The sequence below is a fragment of the Candidatus Nitrospira allomarina genome (genome assembly GCF_032050975.1).
GTDB classification, from domain to species: Bacteria; Nitrospirota; Nitrospiria; order Nitrospirales; family UBA8639; genus Nitrospira_E; species Nitrospira_E allomarina.
Genome location: NZ_CP116967.1, coordinates 2,154,660 through 2,180,499 on the forward strand (window position 1 = coordinate 2,154,660; position 25,840 = coordinate 2,180,499).

The window sequence follows — 25,840 nt, forward strand, 5'->3', positions numbered from 1 at the left end:
CTTTGACGTTATAACGCTAAAGCGCTACAATGACAGTATCATAAGGAGGTGTAATTCCATGGGCACAAGTTCTAAACGGTCGACAGTCTACTTTGATGAAAATCTCCATGCGGCACTTAGACTTAAGGCTGCGCATACTCACCGATCCATATCTGACATCGTCAATGATGCTGTGCGAGCAGCTCTCGCGGAGGACCAGGAAGACCTGGCTGCCTTCCAGCAGCGGGCTGGCGAGCCTACTCTCAGTTATGAAGAACTTCTGAATGATCTCAAGGCCCATGGCCAGTTATAGACTGACATTCAAAAAGTCGGTCACCAAAGATTTTCGTTCCATCCCTAACAACGATGTTTCTCGCATTCTCAAGCGTATTGAAGGTTTAGCGGATAACCCACGCCCGGTCGGTAGTGAGAAATTGTCGGGACAGGAAAGGTTTCGAGTTCGCCAAGGAGTGTATCGAATTGTTTATGAGATCCGGGACGAGGAGCTCGTGGTTATCGTGGTCAAAGTGGGGCATAGACGAGAGGTCTATCAGGATAAGTGAATTTTGCTGGAATCAATCGGAAAGCGCGATCGGCCAACGTCAATCTCGACCGTTTCGCCAGTGCCCAACTGGTTACGAGGGTGGCTGGCAGAGGGCGTGGGCTTCTTCGGTGAGATCGATGCCCACCGGACACCAAGTGATGCACCGGCCGCAACCGACGCATCCCGACATGCCGAATTGGTCGATCCATGACCCTAATTTGTGAGTCAGCCACATGCGATAGCGGTCTTTGGTAGTGGGGCGGAAGTTTTTCCCGTGGATGTAGCCGTGATCGGACGTGAAGCATGAATCCCAAACTCGCGCATGCTCCGATTGTTGGTGGTCCAGGGATGGAGTTTCCTCTACCCCATGACAAAAACAGGTGGGGCAGACCATCGTACAGTTGGTGCAGGCCAGGCATCGTGCGGCGACCTCGTCCCATCGAGGGTGATCGTGAGCCTCATATAATCCTTGGGGTAACGCAGCATGTGGAAGGGTCCTCGTCTGGCTGGCTGCGCAGGCGGCTATTCGTTCATCGTCCTGCTGAATCCGCGCTTCAGACGCCACACCGCACGCAAGGTGTTCCAATACTTCCAGTCCTGCGGGGCTTCCGGCTTGGATCAGAAAGTCTTCATCGGCTTCGGTCAGGCTGAGATCGTACCCTCCTTGGGCTTTTGGCCCCGTGCCCATTGAGGCGCAAAAGCACGTCTCCAGCGCCCTCGTGCAGTTGACGGCGATGAGGAGGAGATTGGTCCGTCGCTGTTGGTAGTAGGGATCAGGATAGGAACCATTCAGAAAAATCTGATCTTGAATGCCGAGTCCTGCAAGATCGCACGCCCGTACTCCCAGCACAGCGGTTCGTGGTATCTCAGGAACGGTCTCTTTGGCAGAAAATGTTTTTCCGTTGCGGTCCAGGACTAACAGGGTTTCTCGTGGAGTAAACACCAGTGGCTTGAGAGATTGTGGGCCGTGAACGATATTAAAATACCGGGGGTTGGAGTCCGGTTCCAGTCGATAGCTTCCTGGATGTTGCTGGTCCTTCCACCCGATCGGGAGGTCTTCTCCCCGAGTAATTTCGCCCCATTGAATCGCGCCGTTGGAGAGGACCGGCCCCAGGATCCGATAGCCAAGGTTCTGGAGAATACCAATCAGATGAGAAAAATCCTGGCGGTGTAAGAGTCCTGGCGGAGAAGGTTCAAAAGAATCGGGGGCCATGATTGCCTTATAAATTACTGTTGAATATTTAAAAATTTTCCCGTTTCCTCAAACTTATGAGGGACCGAGGCTCCCAGAGAACCATTATGGAGTGTTCAAAAATGCCCGTCCAGCAAGGCCACAGCCACTTGGGCGAGCGGAGCGTACGGAGAAGTACGTGAGCACGCCAAGTGGCGAGAACGCCGCTGGCGGTCTTTTTCAACACTCCCTTTAACTTACAATCCAATGTGACCACGGAGAACGTTGTAATTATACGCGGATTGGCCTGTTCGTCGCAGACCCAGATCGTGTTGTTCCATTTGATCGATGATGGCTGCAACCTCCTTTGTGTCCTGTTGCGCAGAGCAGAAATGCCGAGGGCTTTGTCCTTTCAGAAGCGGCGAAGGCCTTTCTGCCCATTCCAAATAGGCGGTTTCAAGCAAGGACTCGAGGATCTGTTGCTCTTCTTCTTTGGGGACGATGGTGGGGGGAGCGATGTAGCTGTCTGATAAGAGATCCACTTCAGGAGTCCGAAGTTGAGGAGCAGCGGTGGTTTCACCCTGGTAATGCAGTAAGAAGCCAAAAGCTGCCGCCAGTTGGTGCTTGACGGTATCCAGCCGGTCCGCAGAGTCGGTTTCGACAAATAATTGTGTGGGTGTCAAGGTGAGGCGGGCGACGGGGCATGTTCTGGCATCGGAAGGGTCCTGTGGTGGGAGCCATACCCACGTTAAGGTGTCGCTTTGTGAAGCCGTTGACGACGGCTTGCCGGCCTTTTTTTTTGGGGGAGTGAATTGATCAAGCTCACGAAGCCTGTCAGCCATTGAGCGGAAGTCATGGTGTTCATACAGGGCGATGGCATAGAGAAAGGTTTCGCCTTGGGTATTTTGATAGTTAATCTGTGAGTCGACGACCGTCCAGGCTCCTCGTCGCACCTTGGCGACACTCCACATGATCATATACCCGAAGTTCTTGGCGAATTCTGCCCATTCTGCAAGGGCAAAATTGCCCGTGCCAATCTCGATTTCCCGTCGCATCTCATTCGTCAATTCAAAGACCGCTTTTCCCATGCTGGATGAAAGGATGAGTGGGGGGCCAGGTAGGCGAATATCGGCCAATCCCCGAAGAAGCCGGGTGAGCAGGACCTGTCCCACTTTGTAGGGAACCGGCCTCGTATGAGGGACAACATCAAATATCTGTTTGTCTCCCAACGATTGCAGACGGGCATAAACAGCCTCATTTTCGGCAGAGATGTCTCGCACTTCGAGCAGATCCATGTAGGAATGTCGCAAGGAATCCAGCCAGACTCGTTCCCCTTGCGGGACATGTTCCATTACCAGGTCTCGCACCTGCTCGATGAGAGAAGCATGACCGTCAGTCGGCAAATAATCGGCATAGACGAACCACCTGGCCAGGTCCTCTTCTTCCGGCAAGGGAACCAAGGGAGGAACCATGAGTGGATGGAAATAGGGCTGAAGGGCGTGGCTTAGGGCCAGTTGCCGCTGTATCTGAAAGTCCGGTCGGAGCGATTGATGCTCCAATCGGGTTAACAGACTTCGAAAGCCTTCTTCCGATCCGGTTATAGGGTGAGAGTGATTGTCTGCCATCGTCACAGATTCAGGGTTTATGCTGGAGAAGATGTGGTCTTGCCATTGGCGGGCGATGGATGATGTCCTCCTTCGAATTTCGGACTTTTAATCGTGAGGACGGGATAGGGACTTTGTTCGAGTAACTTATAGGCTGTGCTTCCCAGGATCATCCGAGTCAGTCCTTTTCGGCCATGGCTCCCCATGATAATAAGATCTGCTTGCTGAATGGCACTGGTTTCCAGGATGCCATCCACGGTTGGCTTATCGAGTAACTCATATTGGGCGGATAGACCCTGTTCGATTAGGACAGCGGTGAGGTCAGCCAAACGCTTTTCGACTTTATCCCGGTTGGTTTTTTCTTGAAGCGGATGAGTCAGGGTGAAGTCCAAACTGTAAGATAATGGTTCAATGGCATGGACCAGAGTCAGAGGCACATCAAACCATTTGGCGATTTGGACCGCGTATTCATAGGCATCCATGGAGCAATCGGAGAATTCTAAGGGCAGAACGATTTGGCGCGGGAGGATTTGCAAGTCATGCATCGCGGAGATATCCGCTGATTCCCGGTGAGGAATGGACAGAACCGGACATGGGGCTCGTTGAATCACCCGTTCCGCGACGCTCCCGAATAAGACTCGATTGAATCCCGTCCACCCGTGGGTTCCCATCATAATTAAATCGCATTTTTTTCCCCGTGCGACCTCGCAAATGCATTCAGAAGGGAGGCCTGCCAGCAGTTCCATGGATGCGCGCGGGACTTGCTGCCGGGCCTCAGCCACGAGTGAGTCCAACTCTTCCCGCGCCACCTTGCGTTGTTCATCCAGGAATTGTTGGGCGACTCCGGCGTCGATATCCAGCCCCGGTTGCAGGGAATGGACATGAAGAATGGTCAGTTGCGCTTCAAAGACTTTTGCCCACTCCACCGCATATCGAAAGGCAGGAGTGGAGCTTGGTGAAAAATCGGTAGGAAATAGGATATGAGTGACGATCTTGACCATAACGATATTAGCCTTTCGCTTTAGAGTGACAGCAGGAGAGCACTCTCAGAAATTCTAATAGCTCAGGCACCCGACCACAACCCGTAGGGTAATACAGAGGTTGCCGATTACACGGCGTCCACGGTCAGGAGGAGAATTTCCCCTTTCATCTCCTTATGGATCGAACATTGGAATTGGAATCGACCGGAGTGGTTAAGCATTAACCGAATTGATGCTTCATGGCCGGGCTCAAGAAGAACGCCTTCCACCCCTTTCCCATAGGTGACGACGCCGTTGCTATCGACATGGGTCAGAGTATGTAGGAACATGTCGGATCCAAAATCATGGCGTACCGTATCTTTGTTGGTGATGTAGATAATGGTCTCTGTGTCCAGTTGAAGAGGCATCTGGGTGGTTTGAAACGTGTATCCCTCGATGGTCACGATCACCTCTTGTATGGGCTGCGCGCTGGGCGAGGTCATACCTCCTAGGAGAAAGAATCCAATAGACAGAACCCAAGCCCGGCGAAATAGGCATATTCGAAGGTTGTGCATGTGTGGATTATCTCCCTTGCGTTGAAGTGAATTGTCTCGCTCGACTTCCTGCGACTGATCGTCTTGTCATTACAAAGTACCCGGGTTCCCCTTTTAATGCAGAGGGGGAACCCGCTTATTCATGAAACTTTCACGGCAATACTTTTCGGTTTTGCCCGGTCGCTTTTCGGTAAATGGACGTGCAACACCCCTTCCTTGAATTCCGCCGAAACCTTCTCGGGATCGGCATCTTCGGGGATGGTAAAACTCCGTGAAAAGCTCCCATAGGCTCGCTCAATCCGGTGGTATTTTTTATCCTTTTCTTCCTTCTCATACTTTCGTTCCCCGGAAAGGACTAACACATCGTTTTGTACACTGATTTTAATTTCATCCTTTTTGACCTCGGGAAGCTCGGCTTTGACCAGGTATTCTTTCGGGTCTTCCGTGATGTCTACCAGGGGAGCCCATTCGGCGACGCGCAACGCTTCTTGACGTTCCCCTTCTTTTCTGACCGGAGCACGGCCAAATAAGGTTGAAAGCCGACCCTGTAACTCATCCATTTCTCGAAACGGATCCCAATGTGTGATGGCACTCATCTCCTCACCTCCTTTTTTACCCAGGAAGAATATTATGGATCATACCTACACCTGATAGACAGCAATGGGTATGCCAACACTTTAAAAAGAAAGGCAACGGAATTTGATGGAAATGCTTTAAAAAACCCAGTTGTTCTCGAGCCTTCGTGGCAAAGCGCCTCATTCAATCCGACCAGATCTGTGGCAGATGTCATCAACAGGAAAAGGAATCCGTCCTCCTGATCCTGAAAGCTTACCGGACAATCAATACCGGGCACGAGGTCTGGTGTAATACGGAATGCGATACGCTCCCCATCAAAAACCGGGCGAACCCTCCCCGGCCATGCATACCCATCATGATCAGGTCGGATTGGGAGGCGTGGCGTTGTTCGAGGATGGCATAGGCGGGATCGCCAATCCCGACATGCGCTTGACAGGCGAAGTTCATCCGGGTGAGCCGGTCAGTGATGGCTTTCATGCGTTCCTGGGCCTCTTCTATGGCTTGAGCTTCCAGTCGGTCCGATTGTCCTACTGTGGTTGGCCATGACAATTGTGGTTGTGGCCAGACGGCAAAAACCTCGACCTCAACCGGTTGTCGAAAAGGTTGGAGAGCCAAAAACTGTAACGCCGCCTCTGCGTCTTCCTGACCCTCAATGGGGAGAAGAATTTTTTTTAACTGACTTATGGGGGTTTTGACGATCATGGTTGAACACGGCGCATGCATCAGAACCCGATGCGACACACTTCCGAGAACCAGTTCTTTGACTGGGCCAAGACCCCTGGCTCCCAACACGATCAGGTTGGATTGTGCGGATCGTGCCGTTTCCACAATCACGTCGACCGGATGTCCGATTTGATGGATCCGCTGCACATGGGAGAAATCGGCAGGCAGGTGTTTCTGCGCCGCATCGAGAATTTCCTCCCCTTCATTTCGCAATTGTTCTTTGATTTCTTCCTGTGCCTCGGTTCTGAGATCCGGCGTAACCATGGGGTAGTTGAAATCGGGAAGGTGGAGGGCATGAACCAGCGTCAATTCTTCCGGCGGCGCAAAATGTGCAAGAGTATGAACAGAAGAGGTTGAACAGGATGAACCATCAACTGGAACCACAATTCTCATGGAATCTCCCTTTTCGAGGTTGTTCTCCGAGCCCTATCTTAGTAAAGAGTCAGCAAGAGGAATGCCACCTTGATACCACGTAATCTTCAAAAAAAGTGTGCTTTTCTCTGATTTTCTAGTAATTAGTCTAATATCATGAGAAGGGGTCGCGGTGATGAACAACCAAAGGATGGGCTCTCCCTAGTACTGACAAAACATTTTTAAGGTAAGTAGACGACTTAGCATAGCTTGAGTTGGACCAGATGGCGCAAATTGCTACAGTGGATGTACCTGTGATTGGTGAAAAAAGCTACAGATGTGGAACATGTTTTTTGGGTGCCTCTCGTCGATTTTCCGGAGTGGATGGGGCGCCACCGAAAGGAAATATTATCTTACCCAGGGTGGGCTGAGCCTGTAATTTCTGATAAATCGTGGTCTCAGGTTACTGAGTTAACACAAGGAATATGGCAATGATCAACGATTTTCCAGCTGTCCTAGTTGTCGATGATGAACCTGAAATGCGGCAATTACTGCGGGATATTCTCGAGGAAGAGCACTATCGAGTTATGGTGGCTTCGGATGGTCACGATGCGCTTAACCGGATGGAAACGGAGAAATTTCCGGTGGTCGTCACGGATTTACGGATGAAAGGCATGGACGGGCTGGGATTGTTGGATCATGTCCTTCGAAAGCATCCGGAGTCCAATCTCATCATGATGACGGCTTTTGGCACCGTCGAGTCGGCTGTTGATGCCATGAAGCAGGGCGCGTTCGACTATCTCACCAAACCTATCAAGAGCAATGAATTATCGGTGACGGTGGCGAAAGCCATGCGAGAGGCCCTCCTTCGCCAGGAGGTCAAGCAATTACGGCAACAGGTCAGCCGGGAGTTTTCCTTTGATCAGATTCTCGGGAAAAGTAAACCAATGAAAGAAATTTTTGACCTGATCCGTCGAGTGGCCGATTCCCAGACTAATATTTTAATCACGGGAGAAAGCGGGACGGGAAAAGAACTCGTGGCCAAAGCCATTCATTTTAATAGTCAACGTAAGGCCGCTCCTTTTGTTCCGGTAAACTGTGCGGCGATTCCCGAGCTGTTGTTGGAAAGCGAACTGTTTGGCCATGTGCGGGGCGCCTTTACGGATGCGAAGTCGGATAAACCCGGTTTGTTTGAAGAGGCTCACGATGGCACGTTGTTTTTGGATGAAATCAGTGAAATGCCCATGATGCTTCAAGCCAAGTTGCTTCGTGCCGTGCAAGAGCGGGAAATCCGGCGGGTAGGGGCGACCCGCTCCCTGTCCATTAATGTCCGGTTGGTGGTCGCAACGAACGTGCAATTGGCTGAGGAGGTCAAGGCCAAGCGTTTTCGGGAGGATTTGTATTATCGTTTGAATGTGATTGAACTGCACTTACCTCCTCTTCGGGATCGCAAAGAGGATCTGCCTATCCTGGTTCAAGGATTATTGCAAAAAAGTGTCACCGCGCAGCAAAAACACATTGAAAGTGTCGAAGAACCGGCCATGGCCCGGCTGATGGATTATCAGTGGCCGGGTAATGTCAGAGAGTTAGAAAATATCCTCGAGCGTGCGGCGACCCTGACGCAAGGGAAAAGGATTTGTTTGGATGATCTCCCCTCCAACATTCGGAACATCCAAGGAGATGGCCAACTTATCGGCGATGCCGCGGAGCGGTTACTTCCCCTTGAGCAGTTGGAAAAGGCTTACATCCGGCGGGTGCTGGAAAAAATGGGTGGGAATAAATATCAAACGGCGCACGTACTCGGCATTGATCGAAAGACGTTATATCGCAAGCTGGCTGAAATGGAGGAAGTGGTATGAATGCACCAAGATTCAGAATGATCGAGCTGAATCATCGAGCGCTCCCCCTTTCCGCTCCCGAAGGTCTTCCTTTTTCCCCGGGTTCAGCCCTGCGAGAGATGTTTCATTCGTCCCTGTCTCATTCATTCGTTGAATTTTAGTCTCCTGGTTATCAGAATCACCCTCCCGGGCAATCGATGAGTCACGATCCACGATCCCCAGACCTTCATCAGGAAGTTCATGCACTCCGGCAGGAATTGGCAGAGCTGCGAGCCGTCCAGGCGATGCATCAGGAAGCCAGGAACGGGTTGGAGGCGATTGAGCAGCAACTGGCAGGCATTATCCATTCGGCGATGGATGCCATTATCATCATTGATGATGATCAACGGATTGTCATCTTTAATGCGGCTGCTGAGGAAATTTTTCAGTGTTCGGCCCAAGAGGCACTGGGAAATACCCTCGACCAATTCATTCCGCTCCCATTGCGATCTGCCCATCGTGAACACATCCGCCGATTTGCCGAGACTGGAGAAACCTCCAGACGAATGGGCGCCGGAATGGAAATCTCCGGACTGCGGGGAAATGGCGAGATCTTTCCTTTGGAAGCCTCGATTTCTCAAATCGAACGATCGGGGAAGCGATGGTTGACGGTGATTCTTCGGGATATTTCCCAGCGAAAGCACAATGAAGAGCGGTTATCATACCTGGGGAGAATTCTTGAGGATTCTGTCAATGAAATCTATGTGTTTGATGCCACCACTCTGCGATTTACTCAAGTCAACAAAGGCGCGAGGGAAAATATCGGCTACACCATGGAAGAATTGTGCGTCATGACACCGCTGGATTTGAAGCCGGATCTTCCGAACGGTCAGTTTCTTGAGCTGTTGGCCCTTCTTCGGACGGGCCAACGGGAACAAGTGGATTTTCGGACAATTCATCGGAGAAAAGATCGAACGACGTATCCGGTTGAAGTTCATCTTCAATATATACGGGAGCAGGGTCGTCGGGTCTTCCTGGCGATTATCATGGATTTGACGGAACGAGTGGCGACCGAGCAGGAGTTACAGGAGGCGCAACGGACCTTATCGACCCTTCTCAAGAATCTGCCGGGCATGGTCTATCGATGTGAAAATACACGAGATTGGACCATGGAATTCATCAGCCCGAGCTGTCAGGATCTGACGGGATATCCACCTGATAAATTTGTCCAATCGCGAGAGGTGTCGTATGGTCGGGATGTGATGCTTCCAGAAGATCGCGAGCGGGTCTGGCAGGACGTGCAGGAGGCTCTCAAGGACCGTAAACCGTTTCAGTCCAGCTATCGGATTCGAACAGTGGATGGATCCGTCAAATGGGTGTGGGAACAGGGATGTGGGATCTTTTCCGAAGCAGGCGAGGTTGTCGGGATTGAAGGATACGTGGTGGATATTACCCAACAACGTGCGTTGGAGGATCAACTGCGAAAAACTGAACGATTGGCCGAGTTGGGCACGTTGGCATCGGGCATGGCCCATGAGATTGGCACACCGATGAATGTGATATTAGGGAGGGCGGAATTGTTAATGCGTAAAGCGCAGGACGAGCGTACCAGGCGGGGATTGGAAACAATCGTGACCCAGGTGGAACGCATTACAAAAATTATGAATCAGTTATTAAGCTTTGCCCGGAAACGTCCGGCTGTTCGGCAGGCTGTCAACTTAGAGATCGTGATGATCGATGTGCTGGATGTGCTGCAGGAGAGGTTGGGTAAACAGCATATTCAGGTCATGAAAACAGTAAATCCTCACTTGCCAAAGGTATTGGCGGATCCGGATCATATGAATCAGGTATTGTTAAATCTTATTTTGAATGCCTGCCAGGCGATGGGTGATGGAGGCACTCTGAGCTTGGCTCTTCACCCGACCGATGATACGGTGGAACTCACTGTGCAGGATACCGGGAGTGGGATTCCTCAGGAGCAACTCGCAAAGATTTTTGATCCGTTTTTTTCCACCAAGGCCGTGGGGGAGGGGACCGGCTTAGGGCTTACCGTGGTTCATGGCATTCTCCAGGAACATCAAGGTGCCATCCGTGTAACGAGTGTCCCAGGCCAAGGGGCAACCTTTATTGTTTCCCTGCCCATTTATTCCGAAGAAATACGGCGTGAGGCGTAGGCAGAAGAGGAGTTGAAGATTGAATTTGCTGAATGCTTCTTTGTTTCTTTTCTTCTGATCCCTGACTCCACTCCTCGAGATTCTCCTTCAGGATTTCCATCACCGTCGTTCGTGTCCTTCCGGTTCGATGTGGACGACCACGTCCTCCAGCGATTCAAAATGATCAATGAGATGCTCTTCAATCCTGGTGGCGAGCGTATGGGCTTTTTCGACTGATAAGGTAGGATCAACGTGAACCGAGAGATCCATGAAAACATGATGGTTCAGTCCGCGAGTTCTGATATCGTGGCAATGGAGGACGCCGGCTATCGACATGACAGCCGTGTGAACTTCCCCAGGGTTCAATCGAACTGCGTCTGTTAGGGAAGACAGAACGTCTTTGAGCACGATGGATGCTGTCCAGGCGATCACGCCGGCAATCAGCACCGCCACCAACGGATCAACGAAGGCATATCCGGCTTTCACAGCCAAGAGCCCTGCCAGGACAGAACATGATGTCAGGACATCACTCGCCGTGTGATAGGAGTCTGCTGTGAGAATGTCGCTTTTGAGTTCGGTGCCTTTCCGCCGTTCCCATCGGGTCACGAAAATATTGACTCCCATGGTTCCGATCATGATGAAAAAACTGATCCCTGTTACCTGAGGGTGCAGGTCCAAAGTCCATGACTGATAGGCTTTCCACAGGAGATAGAGACAGGTTATGACCAGAAAACCCCCGATGCTTCCAGCCGCCAGGGTTTCAAATTTTTTATGACCATAGGGATGATTGGCATCGGGAGGAGCCGTGGCCAGCCAGAGTCCAATCAAACCGATCACATTTGAGAGACCATCAAAGGTGGAATGGAGGCCGTCGGCCTGCAGACCTAATGAATACGTCATCACGCCATAGCCCCACTTTGCGGCGGCAACAATTAGATTCAAAATGAGGATCCACCATAGGATCCGGCGAATTTCTCCAAGTCGGCTCATGGTTGGTGTAACAAAATCAAGAGGAAGGAGGCCTGAGTTTTCATTCGTGTGCGCGTGCTTTCATTTAACCCGCTGGGCCGAAGAGTGTTCCGACTCCCGCGGTCAGCCCCATGGCCAGTGCACCCCAAAATGTGACGCGCATGGCGCCCGTCATCACCGACGCACCGCCCGCGTGAGCGGCTAATCCTCCTAACCCACCGAGAAACACCAGGGAGGTTCCAGTAACTATGGGAATCAAACTGGTTTCCGGGACGATGGTCGCGGTTACAAGAGGTAGGGCGGCTCCGATGGCAAAGCTTCCGGCAGATGCTAGGGCCGCCTGAATCGGACGCGCACTGAGGTTTTCGGAAATGCCCAATTCGTCACGTGCATGCGCTCCGATGGCATCATGGGCCATGAGTTGTGTGGCCACCTGCTTTGCAAGTGCTGGATCGAGACCGCGCCCAACATAGAGAGCGGCAAGTTCCTTGTGCTCACCTGAAGGGTCGGAGAGGAGTTCCGTATGCTCAAGAGCAAGGTCGGCCTCCTCGGTATCTGCCTGTGATTGAACGGATACATACTCACCGGCAGCCATCGACATGGCTCCCGCGACCAGCCCGGCTACTCCTGCGATCAAAACATCGCCGTGAGTGGCATTTGCCGACGAAACTCCGAGTAGCAGGCTGGCTGTCGACACGATCCCGTCGTTGGCGCCCAAGACGGCTGCCCGAAGCCACCCAATGCGTTCGGTTCGATGACGTTCTTTATGTCGTATTCGCATGGGTCCTGTGTCCCTTATCCGCAGGCGCTCACGGCCGAAAGGTTTCTTTTCAAAAGCTATTCATCGCGGCCAATGGAAAGATGAAAATCTATCTCTGCTCATTTACTCTTGAGCTTCAGATCTTACTGGATCATACAAAATATAGGGTTCTACGCTCCACAGCGCTCATCATCCTGAACAGATGAATCCTGATGGGGTCCATAAAGGTTTGAGGATGACAAGAAAATTAGGTGGGAGATACCCTCAACAGCATTGTCATGCTGAACAGCGAGAAGCACCTGGCTGAGCCCCTTCGACTTCGCCCAGGGCAGGCATGGCCGGGTTGGGCTGGCCTCAGATCTCTCGTTCTCTCAGGATGATAGGCAGAGGCACGGAGCCTTCCAGAGCTTGTCCTGAGAGTGACGTCGAAGGGCTCGAGTCATAATTTCCGTATAATTCATCTTACTTCACCAAACGTTTACGGATTGACTGCAATTCTTTCTGGCGCGCCTTGGTTATGGTCGGGTAATTCATATTGAGACTCTTCAATGTTTCGACGATCACATTCGAAATGATGAGCCTGGCGTTCTTTTTGTCATCGGCAGGAACGATATACCAGGGAGCGGCCTCTGTGCTTGTGGCACTCAAACAGGCCGCATAGGCCTGCATATACTCTTTCCAATACTTTCGTTCCTTTATATCGGCCAGGCTGAATTTCCAGTTCTTTTCGGGTTCATCAATCCGTTGAAGGAACCGCTTTCGCTGCTCTTCCTCTGAAAGATGAAGAAAGAATTTAATGATTCGCGTGCCATTGCGGTAGAGATGGCTCTCAAGGTCAATGATGGAGCGATACCGGTCTTGCCAAAGATTTTTTTCGTCAAGCAATTCGTCCGGCAGTCCCTGGCTCAACAGAATCTCCGGATGCACTCGCACGATGAGAACCTCCTCGTAATAGGAACGATTGAAAATACCGATGCGTCCGCGTTCAGGCAGAGACTGGGTGGTGCGCCATAGAAAATCATGGTCCAATTCCTCAGCGCTGGGATGTTTGAAGCTGAACACCTGGCACCCTTGTGGATTCACTCCTGACATGACATGCCGGATGGCGCCGTCCTTGCCTGCGGCGTCCATGGCCTGAAATATAAGCAACAACGCATAACGGTTCGACGCATAGAGGAGTCGTTGCAGGTCGCTGAGCTCTTCAATATGTTTGTTGAGAACCTGCTTGTACTGTTTTTTTCGAGTTATAGATAGCCTTGACTCTGGTTGGCCTGTTGCTGAGATCAACCGTTGTGCCTTCAGCTATGCGAAACCCTTTGGTTTGAATGTTCATGATTGTTCTTCCTTCATAGTGCGATGTGTGGGGTACCTGCATGGCCTTCTCTGGCGGCTGGTTTGTCGGCCAGCGCCTCAAAGCCGGAGATGACATCAAAGAGTTCCTCGTCGATGCCACTTTGGCGCAACTGGTGGAAGTGGCGATTGAGGTCCTTCAGAAGCTCGTCGATGTTTTTCTCGGCGCGTTGCATGGCGGTCAGTCGGCTGGCGTTTTCGCTGGCCAGAGATTCCGCGCATGCCCGGAAGAGGGAGATAAAAAGATACTCATGAATGAGCGACCGCAGTGTGGCCCCGCCACGGCCGATGACCTCCGGCAGATTTCCCGTCGGCCACGTGAGTATGGCCAACTCGCTTCGCCAGATTTCGTCCAGGGGCAGCAAGCGCTGATTGACCGGCGCATAGATCGCTCTGGAGGTGGGGCGGTTGTAAAAGATTTGGAGTTCGTGGATCGTTCCCCGGCTATGAGCCGCTTCGCTTTCCAGGAGAATCTTTCCGACAAGTGGCGTAATGGCTTTGATCGAATTCGGGACCGGAAAGAATCCTCCTAATGCGAGTCCTGTGTCTGCCAGGCGTGACTGCACCCGCTCACCCACAGCCCATACGGTATGACGTCCAGGCCGAGCCGACAAGGTCTTAACCGCAAAATCGGCGATCACCTCATTGAACTGGCCGACCAGTCCCTGGTCTGAACCGAACACCACTGCGCCACACGCACCTGTCTGTCGTGTCCTCTTCTGTTCTCCCATCAAGCCTACAGGCGGGTTTTCCCGAAAGCAAACGCTTAACCCCAGTTCAACCGCGCGGGCATAGTCGGCCAATGCGTTCACCGATTGCTCGTATTGTCCGATGCTTGAGGCGGCCAAGGCTTTCATCGTGCGAACAACAGATTGGAGATCTCCCGCTCCGTCGATCTGTCGACGCAAACCGACCATGGTATCGCTCATGCCTTCTCCTTCCTTTCGGGCGTGGGTTGAAAGCGTGCTAATGCTTGACGGGCAATTCGAATAATCGTTTCACGATCTTCCGCATTCAATTTGGCTGCGCCTTCCAATCGTTTGCACACGTCAATCGGGATGTTGAGGGATGCCTTGTGTACAGTCTGTTCGGCCTTCACCATCTGGTCAAGTGGCACAGGATCGAACAATTTGTCGGTTAACGCCAGAAGCAGGGTGATTTGAGCGGGCACGGACATCGGGGCGAATTCAGGCTGTTTGAGGCAGGCACGGATCCGCCGTCCGTGCTCGATAATCATTCGTGTGTCCTCATCAAGCCGGGCACCGAACCTGGCGAAGGTTTCCAGTTCCTCAAACTGGGCATAGGCCAGCTTGAGATTTCCCGCGACGGCCCGGTAGGCCGCCCGTTGTGCCTTGCCTCCAACGCGGGAAACGGATCGACTGACATCGACCGCAGGGAGCACCCCTAATTCGAATAAAGAGGGTGAAAGGTAGCTCTGTCCATCTGTGATAGAAATTAAATTGGTCGGAATGTAGGCGGAAATGTTTTGTGCTTCGGTTTCGATGACGGGCAGGGCAGTCAGGGAGCCGCCCCCGAGTTCTTTGCGAAGATGTGTGGCGCGCTCCAGAAGCCGCGAGTGGATGTAAAAGATGTCGCCGGGAAACGCTTCCCGACCGGGTGGGCGGCGCAAGAGCAAGGATAGCTCACGATAGGCGCGGGCGTGATGGGTCAGGTCGTCATAGACTATCAGCACATCGCGACCCTGGTTCATGAAATGTTCCGCAAGACTGGTTGCGGCATAGGGCGCGATATAGGCGAGCCCCGGCGGGTCGTTGCCTTCGGTCACGACGACGACGGTATACTCCATCGCGCCTTGTTCGCGGAGTGTGGAAATGACTTTGGCCACGCCGGATGCGCGCTGGCCGATGGCGCAATACACGCAGACCACATTCTGGTCGCGCTGGTTGAGAATGGTATCGATCGCAATGGCAGTCTTGCCCGTCTGCCGGTCGCCGAGAATTAACTCGCGCTGGCCGCGCCCGATGGGAATAAGCGCATCGATGACCTTGATGCCGGTTTGTAACGGCACCGTGACGGGGCCACGATTCATGATGGGTGGTGCCGGACGTTCAATAGGCAGACGCTCTGTGGAAACCACAGGCCCGCAGCCATCCAGAGGCCGTCCTAATGGGTTGATGACCCGTCCGATTAATTCGTTGCCTACCGGCACGTCCATGACGTGTCCCCTTCGTTCGACTTCATCACCCGCATGCAACTGCCAGTAGTCGCCAAGGAGCACGACGCCGATTTCGTCTTCATCGACGTTGAAGGCGATGCCGTACATATCACCAGGAAATTTCAGCACCTCTTCAAACCCCACGCCTGGAAGACCGGAAACCCTGGCGATGCCGGTGGAGACGTATGTGATTCTCCCTATCTCGTGGGCTGTTATGCCGGGCTCGAAACCTTCGCGTGCGTGGCTCATACCAGTGAACGTTTTGTCGAAGAGACTGTGCAGGCTCTCAAATGGGTTGTTCATTGGTAGGTTATTCGGGGTGTGCTTCGGGTGTTGTTGCCGCTTTTGGACGCACTTTCAATAGGTCGTCGACGCTTTTTTGAAGCGACGCAAGATAATTCCTGATGCTCCAGGCAATCTTGTGTCCATTTGCCGTGAGTTCGATTCCGCTGACCAGGTCCGGGGCTGTTTCGAACTGGACGTGGGTGTTCACAGCGAGCACGTCCTTGACCGCAATTTCAATCGCCTGACGCTGAGTTGCAGGCAGATGGAAGGTGCTGCGTACGATTGCGGGAGTGGACGCAGTTTTGAAGGCCGACTCTAGCCCCTCTCTTTCCACATTATTTAGTTCGTGCAATCGGCGGACGAAGGCGTCGGCCATCTGTTCTTCCAGGTTCGTTGTGGCAAGGTCCACCAATGTTTTTCGCACGATGGCAAAGACTTCTTCCCGTGCTCGACGGCTGAGTTCTTCACTTAAACTTTGATGTTCGCTTTTTAGCGCCTCCTGCCACTGGGCCCGCAAGATGTCCAATTCCTTCCGCGCGTTCTCGAGGAGCTGTTGACGTTCAGTGGTGGCCTGGTTCACGGCGTTGGTCAGCAGTGCCGCACGCTGTTGGTCGAACTCCTCGTTTTTACGCTTGAATGTGTCGCGTTCCTGCCTGGCTTCGGCTTCTTTCGCGTCGGCGTCTGCCAGTTCAGTGGCGATCCGTTTTTCCCTGGCGTCTATCGCATTCAGAATGGGTTGGTACAGGAAGCGCTTCAACAACCAGACCAGGATGAGAAAGTTGAGTGCCTGCGCAACTACGGTGAACCAGTCGATGAGCATCGTCTTACTTTCCTGCGGTCTGGGCAAGGACATGATTCCAGAACGGGTTGGCAAAAATCAGAATCATCGAGACCACAAAAGCATAAATGGCCGTGGACTCGATCATCGCCAGGCCGACAAACAGCGTCCTGGTGATGGTGTTGGCGGAATCGGGCTGCTGGGCCAGCGAAGTCAACGCTGCTGCAGTTGCTCTTCCTTCCCCCAGCGCTGGGCCGATCGTACCGATTCCGGTGGTGAGGCCGGCCGTGACAATTGATGCCATGGCGATAAGAGTCATGTTGTCCATAGGATCTCCTTGGGTTGTTGTGAGTGGTGTGTCAATCCGGTGCTCCAGAATCAGGTGGAAGTTCATGCTGTCGGGTTCGTGTCGCGGCCGCAATATAGACCGTGGCCAGGATACTGAAGATATAGGCCTGCACCATCCCGGTGAGCAGACCGAGCAGACTCATGACGATCGGGAAGATGAAGGGTGTGATGGTCAGGAGAATGGCGAGAATCATGGCCCCGCTCATCATGTTGCCGAATAAGCGGACGGCCAGAGCCAGCGTGCGGGAAAACTCGCTGATAATGTTAAACGGGAGCATAATGACGGTTGGCTTCAGGTAGGATTTGAAATAGTTGCCGACTCCTTGCTCCTCAATGCCGAACAGCGGCACAGCCACAAACACACACAGGGCGAGGGCCACCGTGGTTGAGAGGGAGCCTGTGGGGGGTTCGTAACCGGGAATGATGGTGCAGAGACTGGCTAACGCGATGAACAGAAAGATCGTTCCCAGAAAACTCAGATACCTGTGCGGATGAGGCAGGCCGACTTCTTCAATTTGGTTCTGGATGGCGGTGACGACAATTTCCAGGAGATTTTGCCAGCGAGAGCGTGTCAGTCCGGTGGCCAGGCGGCGCGTAATGACTGTTGATCCAATAGCCAACAGGAGCATCAATCCCCATGTGACCAAAATCGTGGCATTCAGCTTGATGAACCCGTATTGCCAGAATATGATGTCGTCCGGACTAAGGTGCACGGCCGCCCTCCTGTGCCAGGGGGGGGGTTGCCTTTTCGTCTGAGCGTGTGAGCCGCGTCACGATCGAACGCGCCACGGTAAATCCAACCAGGCATATTAGCAGCCTCTCCCAATGGCCGTCTGAGATCAGATAGAAACCGGCCAGGGTCACGCTCGTTCGAAGGAGCAGGCTGACGGAGAACCATAGAACCGGCCGCGTGGAGGTCAGGCCTTTCCGAACCGTCCACCACAGACCTCCGAAAAACATCGCTCCAAGTAACATTCCTGTGAACAGTGAGGGCCCGAGATTCAAGATTTCACTCATCGTGATTCTCCTGTTCCGCTCGTATCTCCCGGTCTTCCCTGGTCACCCAATGCCACGCATTGACACAGCCGATGATCAGGCCGATGAAGAGCAGTGTGAGCGTCCATGAATGTGGTGCGGGATGGTGTTTGTCCAGCCAGAGACCGAGTATCGCCCCAAGTAGTGTCGGAATGGCGACCGACCAGCCGATCAACCCCATCATGCCCAACCCAAACCAGATGGTCCGCGTTGTGTGACGTTGCGCCTTGAGTTTGCGCGCGGCTTTCGTACCGATCTGTCGGGCTAAGGGCGTCTCTTCCCCGAGAGGCTTCTCTTCCGGGTCCTCAGTCATGGCGAAAATCCGCGTAGCGGCGTACAAAGCTACTTTCCAACTTGGCCATCACCGAGCGAAGGCTCTGCTCGTGTTCGTCCAGAATGAGGAATTCACGTTCCACAGCCTCGCGCAATTGGTGGAGGTCGGTTCCGGCTATGGCGTTGCGCACGGAGATCATCACGTCCAGACCGCTTTTGACCAGTACCCCTTCATCAAGGGCGACGTATATTTCTTTTTCCGTGTCGGTTTCATAGGTTAGAATCCCCGGCTCGAGTGCGGCCACGCAATCAAGCCGTAGCGGCAAAAGACCGAATGAGCCTTCCCGGGTTTCTGCGATGATTCGCATCACCGATTTCTGCTGGGTGAAAATCCTGAACGGCAGAAGAATGTTCAGAGTCATGAAGTTCGGCGGCATGTCTGACCTCCGGTTGCGATATCAACGATGGCTTTGTCTATCGTTCGGACTTTCCATGCGGTGTCGGGTTTCCGTTGGTGGGGTGTCCGATTCACCTTTGTCTTAAACGGGAGGTTTATCTGATCTCGCTTGGTCCTGCGCATCCTCAATCTTGCCAATCATGTACAGAGCATGTTCCGGGTAATCCTTAAACTCGTCCCGCAGGATGCGTTCACAACCGTCCAGGGCGTCCTTGCGGCTGACGAGCTGTCCTTTGAGGCCTGAAAACTGTTCTGTCGTGAAAAACGGCTGGGTGAGAAACCGCTCCAGCCGTCTGGCGCGAGCAACCACCTTGCGGTCTGTCATGGAGAGTTGTTCCAAGCCAAGCATGGCGATGATGTCCTTGAGTTCTGCATATTGTGCGAGTGTCCGCCTGACTTCCTGCGCGATGCGGTAATGCCGTTCATCGATCGTGCCCGGCGTGGCCATCTTTGAATTCGACTGCAAGGGATCGATGGCCGGATAGAGCCCCTCACTGGCTCGTTTGCGGGAAAGCACGATGGATGCGGAAAGATGCGAGAAGGTGTGCACCGCGGCCGGATCGGTGAAATCGTCTGCAGGCACATACACGGCTTGAATGGACGTGATAGCCCCGGAATCGGTGTTGGCGATGCGTTCCTCCAACCGGGACAATTCGGTCCCCATCGTTGGTTGGTAGCCCAGACGTGATGGCATCTGTCCCATCAACCCTGAAACCTCCGAGCCGGCCTGGATGAACCGAAAAATATTATCGATCAGCAGCAGGACATCACGATGCTCGTCGTCCCGGAAATACTCAGCCATGGTCAGTGCCGCGTGGCCTACACGGAACCGGCTGCCAGGTGGTTCGTTCATCTGACCGAACACCATCCCCATGTTCGGCAGCACACCGGCCTCCTTCATTTCGCGGTACAATTCTTCTCCTTCACGGCAGCGTTCGCCTATCCCGCAAAAAATGCTGACACCCTGGTGGTGCCCGATCATATTGTGAATCATCTCGGTGAGTAAAACGGTTTTGCCTACCCCTGCTCCACCAAATAGACCAGCCTTGCCTCCGCGCTCCAGGGGCAACAGTACATCAATAATCTTGATCCCCGTCTCGAAAATCTCGGATTTGGTGGAGCGCCGGGCCAACGATGGCGGGGCTCGATGAACGGAGCGATATTGAATCTCGGTTGGTTCCGGCTCACGGTCGATGGAATTTCCAAACACGTCGAACATGCGGGCGAGAATGCCTTTTCCGACGGGAGCCATCAGCGGTCCGCCGGTGTCTTCAACGACCATGCCGCGGGCGAGGCCTTGTGTAGGCGTCAGCGCAATTCCGCGCACGCGATGTGTGTCGAGTTGGGCCAACACCTCAATGGCGATTTGACTCTCCTGTCCTGTGCGCAATAACGAGTAGATAGGCGGTAAATGGTTCTCGAACCGGATATCCACCACGCTGCCCCGCACGGAGACGACCTGGCCGAGATTCGAGTGGTTGAGGTTAGGAGCCATGAAAAGATTCTTGGGATGGTGAATGGCTTTGATTCAGGACGTTTGAATTCTGACGCGTGCCACTTTAGCGTCCAAACCACCATATCAGCCGTCCTAAAATTTTGGAGTACGGGTTCCGGCAACGCTAACAACCAGTCAGAAAAGTACTGATGATCATCATCTTCATAAGCGAACTCAGCAAAGAAAATGCCAGATCATGTTCCTTCCCTGAGAGACAGTTCTGAGTGAGACTTGTACAATTGTTTTCGGGAAAAAGTGGAAAAAGGCTACAGTAAGATAAAGGGAAATAGTCCCAAAAAAGGGCATGGGGGATGAAGTGAACGGGCCCTCTATTTTTCCTTTCATGAAAATTCAAAATTCTGGACACAAAAATTTTTGTTGAAAAATACTCAACTTGGCAGGATTCCTGCGAGTACCAGAATGTACCGACATGAAAACTGGTCTGGTGTGAAATATCCTGTGACCAAGATTGAGGAGATCAGACGATGAAAATCCTGTGTGCGGTTGATGGCTCGGAGTTTTCTCTCTGGGCCCTGGAATGTATAGGCAAGCTATTTCGCCATTCGGTAAAAGAGTTGGTGCTGTTGCATGCGGTTGATCCACGGATCTTGAGAGGTGGTGGGGGAAAGCGACCCAAAAAACATGAGTCAGGTACCAAAGATATTTCTAGGAAACTAGAGGCAGCGGGTCAGAAGGTCTTGACGGGGTGTGCCCACCGAATCGATTTGGCATTAAGCCAGGCCACCACGAAACCCTTCGCGGCGATTAAGACGGCCTTGGTGAAAGGGCATGTGGCTGATTCAATTATTACCTATGCCGAGCGAAGCCTCCCTGATTTGGTGGTTGTGGGATCACGCGGAATGAACGATCTCCCGGGATATTTGCTTGGAAGTATTTCAAGAACGATTCTGACCCATTGTCCTTGCTCCGTCCTGACGGTCAAGAGTCCCCTCGACGTGCCGGCTTCCGTCCTACTTGCCTTGGATGGGTCCAAGCCATCCAAGTTCGCGGCAAATAAGGTGAAAGAATGGCTGTCTCCCGAAGAGGTGACCCTTCATCTGGTGTCGGTTGTGCCCGATATCTTGACGGATGCGTCCAAAAAGATACTCCCGAAATCACGGCTGAAGACCCTGGTGGCTCCTCTTCGGAAGCATGCTCAGGAATACCTTGAGCAATATCGAGAATTGTTTCTCAAGGAAGGTTTTCAAGTGGTGGGAGAACGTCTTCAGGGGAATCCACGGGAGAAAATCGTCGAGACGGTTCCAGCCTGTCACGCTCAGTTGGTGGTCATGGGATCCAAGGGTCTCACGGGTGTTGAACGGTTTACTATGGGAAGTGTCTCGGAATGGGTGAGCGCCTATGCGCCTTCGTCTGTGCTGGTCGTCCGGCATTAACCATAATCGCATGAAGGCCGAATGCTTTGTCTGCCTTCATAGTTGCCCATCCGATGAAGCTCCGACCTTACACGACATAAACGGAAGAAAGGAGGGATATTGTTGAACATAAGCAAGACAGGTTATTCGCATCCCGGCCCGGTGAAACCAAGAGGGTGGTGGATTGGATGGCAGATGGGATTCGTATTCATCGGATTGCTGATGGCCACCGGAGCCTATGGGGAGCATCTGGATGTGGCCGGTGGCCCCACAGACACCTCCTTGGACTGTCGTGGGGCATTCCTCGGAAAACAGGTTCCGGGAGAGACGCTGACCCGGATGTTTGCCGCACATGCCCGATGGCTCGCCGATCATCAAGACCCGAAAGGCGTGCAGGCTGATTTATGCGGGGCCGATCTGGCCGGGGTCGACTTTCGGGAAGAAGATTTAAGCGGGGCCAATTTTCAAGGGGCCAACCTGACGCGTGCCGTATTCACCACGGCCAAGTTAGTCCATGTGAACTTTCAAAAAGCCAATCTCACAGAAGCCTCGTTCTACTCGGTTGATATGCGTGGAGCCAAAGTCTCAGGTGCGAGGGCCCGGTTGGCGGATTTTCGAAAAGCCGATTTGACCCAAGCCAATTTCACAGGAGCCGATTTGCGAGAAGCGAGAAGCGAATCTCGCAGAGTCCCGTTTCCGCCTGGGTGTTTTACGGGGCGCTGATTTGGAAGAGGCCTATCTGGTCAGAGCGGATTTCGAAATGGCCAATTTGGCAGAGGCGTCTCTTATTCGAGCCGATAGTCGAGAAACAAATTTTCAGCGAGCCTTACTCGCCAATGTCAAACTTTTGGATGCGGATCTAAACCGAAGCAACTTACAAGAAGCCGATATTCGCTCGGCCGATTTGTCCGGGGCGGATTTGGGATTAGCCAATCTGAATGAGGCTGTGCTAACGCAGGCCAATCTCCGCGAAGCGAATTTGGACAGAGCCGTCCTGTTTCAGGCCAATCTCGAAGGAGCCAATTGCGCCGGGGCAAGTTTTCAAAATGCCGACTTGCTTGAGGCGAATTTAGCGAGTAGCAATCTCTTACGGGCGACACTGGATGAAGCCTATCTCGCGAAGGCGAATTTGCAAAGGGCAAATCTGGAAGGCGCCGATGTCTCGTGGGCGAACCTGGTTGAAGCAGATCTTTCGGAGAGCAATCTGGAATTTGCCGTGCTGTTCCGTACCAATCTGCAAGAGGCAAAATTGGATGGGGCGAGGTTTTACGGGGCTGATCTTCGGGGGGCGAATCTCGAAAACGCCTCTTTTCAGGGCACGCGTTTGGAGGGTGTGGCCATCCGGTATGCCCAAGGATTAAACCAGGCACAACTGAATCAGGCTTGTGTCGATGCACGAACCCGGTTGCCGGAAGGATTGCTGGGACCATCTCCATGCCTGCGCTGAGCACGAAAATTTGGACCTCACAAAACCCTGAAGGGGGTTCAACGAACATGCGCAAAATCTCATTCACAAGTATAGAGTGTGAATCCATGCCACCACACACGGAGTGTCGGAATGTTCACCCTATTTGAGCCGGGAGGCATGCGGATTCCCTATGTGCCGGGTTCGTTCCGGCAGAGAAATGTCGAGAAAATTTCCAAGGCCTCTCCATCCCGCCAGGTGAAGGTTGGACAGGAAGATCCTCCCTCGGTTTCCCAGAAGAATGCCGGCCCATCTTCCTTGCCGGCCCGTTTGTATGAACAGGTTGACTCGCTCACGCAATCTTCTCGAGCAAAGATTCTTGCCAGGGACATCATGTCCTCCCCTGTCGTCACGCTTCCTGTGACGTCCTCACTTGCCCAAGCCTGGTCTGTTGTTCATTCCAGGCGTTTTCGACACATTCCTATTCTCGGCGCAGAGGGCGTCGTAGTCGGGATGTTGTCCGATCGGGATCTGTTCCGTGGAACCATAGAGTCGGTTCTTCCAGGGACAGTGGAGTCTCATACACCAGCCGGGGGTTCTATCCAAGGTCTGGTCAGTCGCCCGGTGTTAGTCGCATCCCCGGAGGCCGAGCTTTGCGCACTGGCGAGAGTGTTGTTGGAGGAACACATTGGCGCATTGCCGATTGTGTCTGAATCCGTCGGCTTAGTGGGCATGATTACCAGAAGTGATATTCTGCGTGCCCTGGTCGCCCATCCTGACTTTGACCAATGGGTATAAGCGAAAGAGATTCTCGGCCCAATGTTGAGGGAGCGGGCAATTCCTTCCGTATCCTTTTGCCGAGTTAAAGGAGAAGAGGCATGCTTAACCAAGGAGAGAAACTGTTAATCGTCCATCGCCGACTATTTGAAAAAGATACGCCCCGGTTTTTTGTGGGAGAGGTGCTGATCTATGAAGCCGGGATCGTCAAGGTGAAAGGGTATACGTTTGTCAAAGATATGTTTAGCGGAAACATGCAAAAGAAGTCCGATCTACGCACAAAGGTCATGTCGATTGTCTCAGGGACCCTTATTGTGTATCAATTGCCGGTGACGGCTCTCTTGGATTCGATGGGATTTAGTCTGGATCAGGATGGAGGGTTGGTGCTCACGGATGAAGGTGGATTTTCGATGGATGTGTCGGAATCCCTCTATAAACACGAAACGCATCAATAACAACAGGTCCTTGTTTTTTCTTTGCCAAGGCTTGCCACCTTCCTCCTTTTTTTGTCTAAGCGTTCAGTCTCCTATGGCCAATTCATGGTCTATGCAAGGATTTGCACGGGTGCGAGTTTCTGGCCTTTAGCGAGAGAATGGCCATTTCGAAAAGAGTCAGCGGGAAGAACATATCGTGAATGTTCAGGAGGGATTGGCGACCCCGTCAAATGTGCTACGGAATTGGTCGGGGGTCATATTTAGGGTTTCCGCATACTGCGCAACGGTCTCCATGTTTGCCAAATCTTCCGGTTCCAATCGGGCCATATAGGCACGGGCAATCTTATAGGATTCCGAATCAACGTCGACCATGCGCACCCGGGTGCGGCCGGTGGCGGAGTCCACGATGTCGCTAAACGGCAGGGGGGTAAAGCGTCCGTTTACGATAGACACCATGGCGCCATTTCCTCCATCCAGAAGAAATTGGGCGGCGCAATACCCCAAGTCCCGTGTGTATTCCATGTCGAACGGAATAGGATCGGCGCAGCGAAGTTCATAGCCGATATTTTTAGACACAATGGTGATCTTGATGCCAGAGTGTTTCAGCTTTTGAGTGACGGTTTCCTTCAAGACTTTTCCGATATCCAGTTCCGCCAGCCGGATATTGCCATGTTCATCTCGTTCAACTCCGCCTAAGAGTGCGAGGTCGTCCTGATCCAAAAACTCCGACAGTCCTTCAGCCAGCACCGCCACGCCATCCGAGCGGCCTTGGACCAGACGTTTAGCCATGGCACCCACCAGAATGTTGGTTAAGTGACCAAGCTTGAGTGTGGTCCCCTTGAATTCCTCAGGAATCAGGGTGAGGGTCGCCCCTGCCGCTTTACCGATGCCTAGGGCCAGGTGTCCGGCCTTTCGCCCCATGGTGACCACAAAATACCATCGGGATGTGGTATGGGCGTCAATCATGAGATTTTTGACCAGTTCGACTCCCATGTGCCGGGCCGTTTGAAAACCAAAGGTCGGCATGCCATGGGGAAGGCATAAATCGTTATCAATCGTTTTGGGAACGTGAACAACGTGCAATTGCCCATTGGCCTGTTCTGCCAGTTTTAATGCGGAAAAGGCCGTATCATCCCCGCCAATGGTGATAAGGCCGGTTACATCCAATTTTTGCAGGGAGCTCAACGTGGTTGATAAATCTTGAGGGCGCTTGGTCGGATTGGCTCGAGATGTGCCCAATAAGGAGCCACCACGGAAGTGCAAGTGGCTGACCGTTTCGCGGGTGAGAGCTTGAGTATGGGAAAGGTCGCTTTTCATCAACCATTGGAATCCATCTTCAATCCCAAGCACCTCCACCCCACAAAGACGGCTTCGAATCGTGGCGGCCTCAATGACACTATTAATGCCGGGAGCAGGTCCGCCCCCGACTAGAATGGCGAATTTTGGGGATGGGGAATCCATGGTGTCGTTTCTCGACCTAAAGATTATAGCAGA

The 25,840-nt window shown here is 52.8% G+C and carries 27 protein-coding genes and 1 pseudogene; 9 read left to right on the forward strand and 19 right to left on the reverse strand.

Annotated elements, in window-relative coordinates; translation table 11 throughout:
- Positions 1-58 precede the first annotated feature (58 nt).
- Both PP769_RS09485 and PP769_RS09490 read left to right on the forward strand, forming a co-directional pair.
- Complete coding sequence (locus PP769_RS09485) at positions 59-292, forward strand: plasmid partition protein ParG (RefSeq protein WP_312646875.1); 234 nt, start codon at positions 59-61, stop codon at positions 290-292.
- Complete coding sequence (locus PP769_RS09490) at positions 279-542, forward strand: type II toxin-antitoxin system RelE family toxin (protein WP_312646876.1); 264 nt, start codon at positions 279-281, stop codon at positions 540-542. Before PP769_RS09485 ends, PP769_RS09490 begins: the two co-directional genes overlap by 14 nt.
- Positions 543-614: 72 nt before the next feature.
- Here the strand turns inward: PP769_RS09490 and PP769_RS09495 are convergent, their stop codons facing one another.
- From PP769_RS09495 to PP769_RS09520, 6 genes are all read right to left on the reverse strand, one after another.
- Complete coding sequence (locus tag PP769_RS09495; RefSeq protein WP_312646877.1) at positions 615-1,736, reverse strand: 4Fe-4S dicluster domain-containing protein; 1,122 nt, start codon at positions 1,734-1,736, stop codon at positions 615-617.
- 215 nt (positions 1,737-1,951) lie between these two features.
- Positions 1,952-3,319: a hypothetical protein gene (locus tag PP769_RS09500; protein ID WP_312646879.1), complete on the reverse strand. Its 1,368-nt coding sequence runs from the start codon at positions 3,317-3,319 to the stop codon at positions 1,952-1,954.
- Positions 3,320-3,336: 17 nt separating this feature from the next.
- Positions 3,337-4,299: a universal stress protein gene (locus PP769_RS09505; protein WP_312646880.1), complete on the reverse strand. Its 963-nt coding sequence runs from the start codon at positions 4,297-4,299 to the stop codon at positions 3,337-3,339.
- A 107-nt stretch (positions 4,300-4,406) separates the two neighbouring features.
- Positions 4,407-4,760: a cupredoxin domain-containing protein gene (locus tag PP769_RS09510; RefSeq protein ID WP_312646881.1), complete on the reverse strand. Its 354-nt coding sequence runs from the start codon at positions 4,758-4,760 to the stop codon at positions 4,407-4,409.
- Positions 4,761-4,951: 191 nt separating this feature from the next.
- Positions 4,952-5,407: an Hsp20/alpha crystallin family protein gene (locus tag PP769_RS09515; protein ID WP_312646882.1), complete on the reverse strand. Its 456-nt coding sequence runs from the start codon at positions 5,405-5,407 to the stop codon at positions 4,952-4,954.
- Positions 5,408-5,639: 232 nt separating this feature from the next.
- Positions 5,640-6,503 (reverse strand): universal stress protein, encoded by an 864-nt coding sequence (locus tag PP769_RS09520; protein WP_312646883.1) that lies wholly within the window; start codon positions 6,501-6,503, stop codon positions 5,640-5,642.
- Between the two features lie 449 nt (positions 6,504-6,952).
- Here PP769_RS09520 and PP769_RS09525 point away from each other — a divergent pair, with 449 nt between their 5' ends.
- Both PP769_RS09525 and PP769_RS09530 read left to right on the forward strand, forming a co-directional pair.
- Positions 6,953-8,320, forward strand: coding sequence for a sigma-54-dependent transcriptional regulator (locus PP769_RS09525; protein ID WP_312646885.1), 1,368 nt, complete (start codon positions 6,953-6,955; stop codon positions 8,318-8,320).
- 176 nt (positions 8,321-8,496) lie between these two features.
- The gene (locus tag PP769_RS09530) at positions 8,497-10,452 is read left to right on the forward strand and encodes a PAS domain-containing sensor histidine kinase (protein ID WP_312646886.1); all 1,956 of its coding nucleotides are present in this window, start codon (positions 8,497-8,499) and stop codon (positions 10,450-10,452) included.
- Positions 10,453-10,551: 99 nt separating this feature from the next.
- Here PP769_RS09530 and PP769_RS09535 read toward each other — a convergent pair whose 3' ends face one another.
- From PP769_RS09535 to atpD, 12 genes and pseudogenes are all read right to left on the reverse strand, one after another.
- Positions 10,552-11,421, reverse strand: coding sequence for a cation diffusion facilitator family transporter (locus tag PP769_RS09535; RefSeq protein ID WP_312646887.1), 870 nt, complete (start codon positions 11,419-11,421; stop codon positions 10,552-10,554).
- A gap of 64 nt (positions 11,422-11,485) precedes the next feature.
- The gene (locus PP769_RS09540) at positions 11,486-12,181 is read right to left on the reverse strand and encodes a VIT1/CCC1 transporter family protein (protein ID WP_312646888.1); all 696 of its coding nucleotides are present in this window, start codon (positions 12,179-12,181) and stop codon (positions 11,486-11,488) included.
- Between the two features lie 441 nt (positions 12,182-12,622).
- Positions 12,623-13,493: pseudogene (locus PP769_RS09545) on the reverse strand (ADP-polyphosphate phosphotransferase).
- 13 nt (positions 13,494-13,506) lie between these two features.
- Positions 13,507-14,439 (reverse strand): F0F1 ATP synthase subunit gamma, encoded by a 933-nt coding sequence (locus tag PP769_RS09550; protein WP_312646891.1) that lies wholly within the window; start codon positions 14,437-14,439, stop codon positions 13,507-13,509.
- Positions 14,436-15,989: an alternate F1F0 ATPase, F1 subunit alpha gene (locus PP769_RS09555; RefSeq protein ID WP_312646892.1), complete on the reverse strand. Its 1,554-nt coding sequence runs from the start codon at positions 15,987-15,989 to the stop codon at positions 14,436-14,438. The genes PP769_RS09550 and PP769_RS09555 overlap by 4 nt, the downstream gene beginning before the upstream one ends.
- 7 nt (positions 15,990-15,996) lie before the next feature.
- A complete protein-coding gene (locus PP769_RS09560) occupies positions 15,997-16,791 on the reverse strand; it encodes a F0F1 ATP synthase subunit delta (protein ID WP_312646893.1) in 795 nt (264 codons plus the stop codon).
- A gap of 4 nt (positions 16,792-16,795) precedes the next feature.
- Positions 16,796-17,077, reverse strand: a complete 282-nt coding sequence (locus tag PP769_RS09565; protein WP_312646895.1) for a F0F1 ATP synthase subunit C — start codon at positions 17,075-17,077, stop codon at positions 16,796-16,798.
- Between the two features lie 31 nt (positions 17,078-17,108).
- Complete coding sequence (locus PP769_RS09570; protein WP_312646896.1) at positions 17,109-17,810, reverse strand: F0F1 ATP synthase subunit A; 702 nt, start codon at positions 17,808-17,810, stop codon at positions 17,109-17,111.
- Entirely contained in the window at positions 17,800-18,114 is a 315-nt protein-coding gene (locus tag PP769_RS09575) for an N-ATPase subunit AtpR (RefSeq protein ID WP_312646898.1), read from the reverse strand. Before PP769_RS09575 ends, PP769_RS09570 begins: the two co-directional genes overlap by 11 nt.
- Positions 18,107-18,445: an AtpZ/AtpI family protein gene (locus tag PP769_RS09580; protein ID WP_312646900.1), complete on the reverse strand. Its 339-nt coding sequence runs from the start codon at positions 18,443-18,445 to the stop codon at positions 18,107-18,109. Before PP769_RS09580 ends, PP769_RS09575 begins: the two co-directional genes overlap by 8 nt.
- A complete protein-coding gene (locus PP769_RS09585; RefSeq protein ID WP_312646903.1) occupies positions 18,438-18,842 on the reverse strand; it encodes a F0F1 ATP synthase subunit epsilon in 405 nt (134 codons plus the stop codon). Before PP769_RS09585 ends, PP769_RS09580 begins: the two co-directional genes overlap by 8 nt.
- 102 nt (positions 18,843-18,944) lie before the next feature.
- Positions 18,945-20,357, reverse strand: a complete 1,413-nt coding sequence (atpD, locus tag PP769_RS09590; protein WP_312646905.1) for a F0F1 ATP synthase subunit beta — start codon at positions 20,355-20,357, stop codon at positions 18,945-18,947.
- A gap of 485 nt (positions 20,358-20,842) precedes the next feature.
- Here atpD and PP769_RS09595 point away from each other — a divergent pair, with 485 nt between their 5' ends.
- From PP769_RS09595 to PP769_RS09615, 5 genes are all read left to right on the forward strand, one after another.
- Entirely contained in the window at positions 20,843-21,751 is a 909-nt protein-coding gene (locus tag PP769_RS09595) for a universal stress protein (RefSeq protein WP_312646906.1), read from the forward strand.
- 174 nt (positions 21,752-21,925) lie between these two features.
- A complete protein-coding gene (locus PP769_RS09600) occupies positions 21,926-22,453 on the forward strand; it encodes a pentapeptide repeat-containing protein (RefSeq protein ID WP_312646907.1) in 528 nt (175 codons plus the stop codon).
- A gap of 37 nt (positions 22,454-22,490) precedes the next feature.
- On the forward strand, positions 22,491-23,177 hold the full coding sequence (locus tag PP769_RS09605; protein ID WP_312646908.1) for a pentapeptide repeat-containing protein: 687 nt from the start codon (positions 22,491-22,493) through the stop codon (positions 23,175-23,177).
- A gap of 111 nt (positions 23,178-23,288) precedes the next feature.
- Positions 23,289-23,933, forward strand: a complete 645-nt coding sequence (locus PP769_RS09610) for a CBS domain-containing protein (RefSeq protein ID WP_312646909.1) — start codon at positions 23,289-23,291, stop codon at positions 23,931-23,933.
- A gap of 80 nt (positions 23,934-24,013) precedes the next feature.
- Positions 24,014-24,367 carry a hypothetical protein gene (locus tag PP769_RS09615; protein ID WP_312646910.1) on the forward strand — a complete coding sequence of 118 codons (354 nt, stop codon included), beginning with the start codon at positions 24,014-24,016 and terminating at the stop codon, positions 24,365-24,367.
- Positions 24,368-24,550: 183 nt separating this feature from the next.
- Here PP769_RS09615 and pfp read toward each other — a convergent pair whose 3' ends face one another.
- On the reverse strand, positions 24,551-25,807 hold the full coding sequence (gene pfp, locus PP769_RS09620; RefSeq protein ID WP_312646911.1) for a diphosphate--fructose-6-phosphate 1-phosphotransferase: 1,257 nt from the start codon (positions 25,805-25,807) through the stop codon (positions 24,551-24,553).
- Positions 25,808-25,840 lie beyond the last annotated feature (33 nt).

What these genes read in the sequence shown, in the direction of transcription:
- PP769_RS09610 (WP_312646909.1), top strand. Translation starts at nt 23,289, where the DNA reads ATGTTCACCCTATTTGAGCCGGGAGGCATGCGGATTCCCTATGTGCCG.
- PP769_RS09500 (WP_312646879.1), bottom strand. Translation starts at nt 3,319, where the DNA reads ATGGCAGACAATCACTCTCACCCTATAACCGGATCGGAAGAAGGCTTT.
- PP769_RS09595 (WP_312646906.1), top strand. Translation starts at nt 20,843, where the DNA reads ATGAAAATCCTGTGTGCGGTTGATGGCTCGGAGTTTTCTCTCTGGGCC.
- PP769_RS09515 (WP_312646882.1), bottom strand. Translation starts at nt 5,407, where the DNA reads ATGAGTGCCATCACACATTGGGATCCGTTTCGAGAAATGGATGAGTTA.
- PP769_RS09580 (WP_312646900.1), bottom strand. Translation starts at nt 18,445, where the DNA reads ATGACTGAGGACCCGGAAGAGAAGCCTCTCGGGGAAGAGACGCCCTTA.
- PP769_RS09490 (WP_312646876.1), top strand. Translation starts at nt 279, where the DNA reads ATGGCCAGTTATAGACTGACATTCAAAAAGTCGGTCACCAAAGATTTT.
- PP769_RS09540 (WP_312646888.1), bottom strand. Translation starts at nt 12,181, where the DNA reads ATGCGAATACGACATAAAGAACGTCATCGAACCGAACGCATTGGGTGG.
- PP769_RS09605 (WP_312646908.1), top strand. Translation starts at nt 22,491, where the DNA reads ATGGCCAATTTGGCAGAGGCGTCTCTTATTCGAGCCGATAGTCGAGAA.
- pfp (WP_312646911.1), bottom strand. Translation starts at nt 25,807, where the DNA reads ATGGATTCCCCATCCCCAAAATTCGCCATTCTAGTCGGGGGCGGACCT.
- atpD (WP_312646905.1), bottom strand. Translation starts at nt 20,357, where the DNA reads ATGGCTCCTAACCTCAACCACTCGAATCTCGGCCAGGTCGTCTCCGTG.
- PP769_RS09560 (WP_312646893.1), bottom strand. Translation starts at nt 16,791, where the DNA reads ATGCTCATCGACTGGTTCACCGTAGTTGCGCAGGCACTCAACTTTCTC.
- PP769_RS09555 (WP_312646892.1), bottom strand. Translation starts at nt 15,989, where the DNA reads ATGAACAACCCATTTGAGAGCCTGCACAGTCTCTTCGACAAAACGTTC.
- PP769_RS09485 (WP_312646875.1), top strand. Translation starts at nt 59, where the DNA reads ATGGGCACAAGTTCTAAACGGTCGACAGTCTACTTTGATGAAAATCTC.
- PP769_RS09600 (WP_312646907.1), top strand. Translation starts at nt 21,926, where the DNA reads ATGGGATTCGTATTCATCGGATTGCTGATGGCCACCGGAGCCTATGGG.
- PP769_RS09510 (WP_312646881.1), bottom strand. Translation starts at nt 4,760, where the DNA reads ATGACCTCGCCCAGCGCGCAGCCCATACAAGAGGTGATCGTGACCATC.
- PP769_RS09565 (WP_312646895.1), bottom strand. Translation starts at nt 17,077, where the DNA reads ATGGACAACATGACTCTTATCGCCATGGCATCAATTGTCACGGCCGGC.
- PP769_RS09535 (WP_312646887.1), bottom strand. Translation starts at nt 11,421, where the DNA reads ATGAGCCGACTTGGAGAAATTCGCCGGATCCTATGGTGGATCCTCATT.
- PP769_RS09585 (WP_312646903.1), bottom strand. Translation starts at nt 18,842, where the DNA reads ATGCCGCCGAACTTCATGACTCTGAACATTCTTCTGCCGTTCAGGATT.
- PP769_RS09615 (WP_312646910.1), top strand. Translation starts at nt 24,014, where the DNA reads ATGCTTAACCAAGGAGAGAAACTGTTAATCGTCCATCGCCGACTATTT.
- PP769_RS09505 (WP_312646880.1), bottom strand. Translation starts at nt 4,299, where the DNA reads ATGGTCAAGATCGTCACTCATATCCTATTTCCTACCGATTTTTCACCA.
- PP769_RS09495 (WP_312646877.1), bottom strand. Translation starts at nt 1,736, where the DNA reads ATGGCCCCCGATTCTTTTGAACCTTCTCCGCCAGGACTCTTACACCGC.
- PP769_RS09520 (WP_312646883.1), bottom strand. Translation starts at nt 6,503, where the DNA reads ATGAGAATTGTGGTTCCAGTTGATGGTTCATCCTGTTCAACCTCTTCT.
- PP769_RS09550 (WP_312646891.1), bottom strand. Translation starts at nt 14,439, where the DNA reads ATGAGCGATACCATGGTCGGTTTGCGTCGACAGATCGACGGAGCGGGA.
- PP769_RS09525 (WP_312646885.1), top strand. Translation starts at nt 6,953, where the DNA reads ATGATCAACGATTTTCCAGCTGTCCTAGTTGTCGATGATGAACCTGAA.
- PP769_RS09575 (WP_312646898.1), bottom strand. Translation starts at nt 18,114, where the DNA reads ATGAGTGAAATCTTGAATCTCGGGCCCTCACTGTTCACAGGAATGTTA.
- PP769_RS09530 (WP_312646886.1), top strand. Translation starts at nt 8,497, where the DNA reads ATGAGTCACGATCCACGATCCCCAGACCTTCATCAGGAAGTTCATGCA.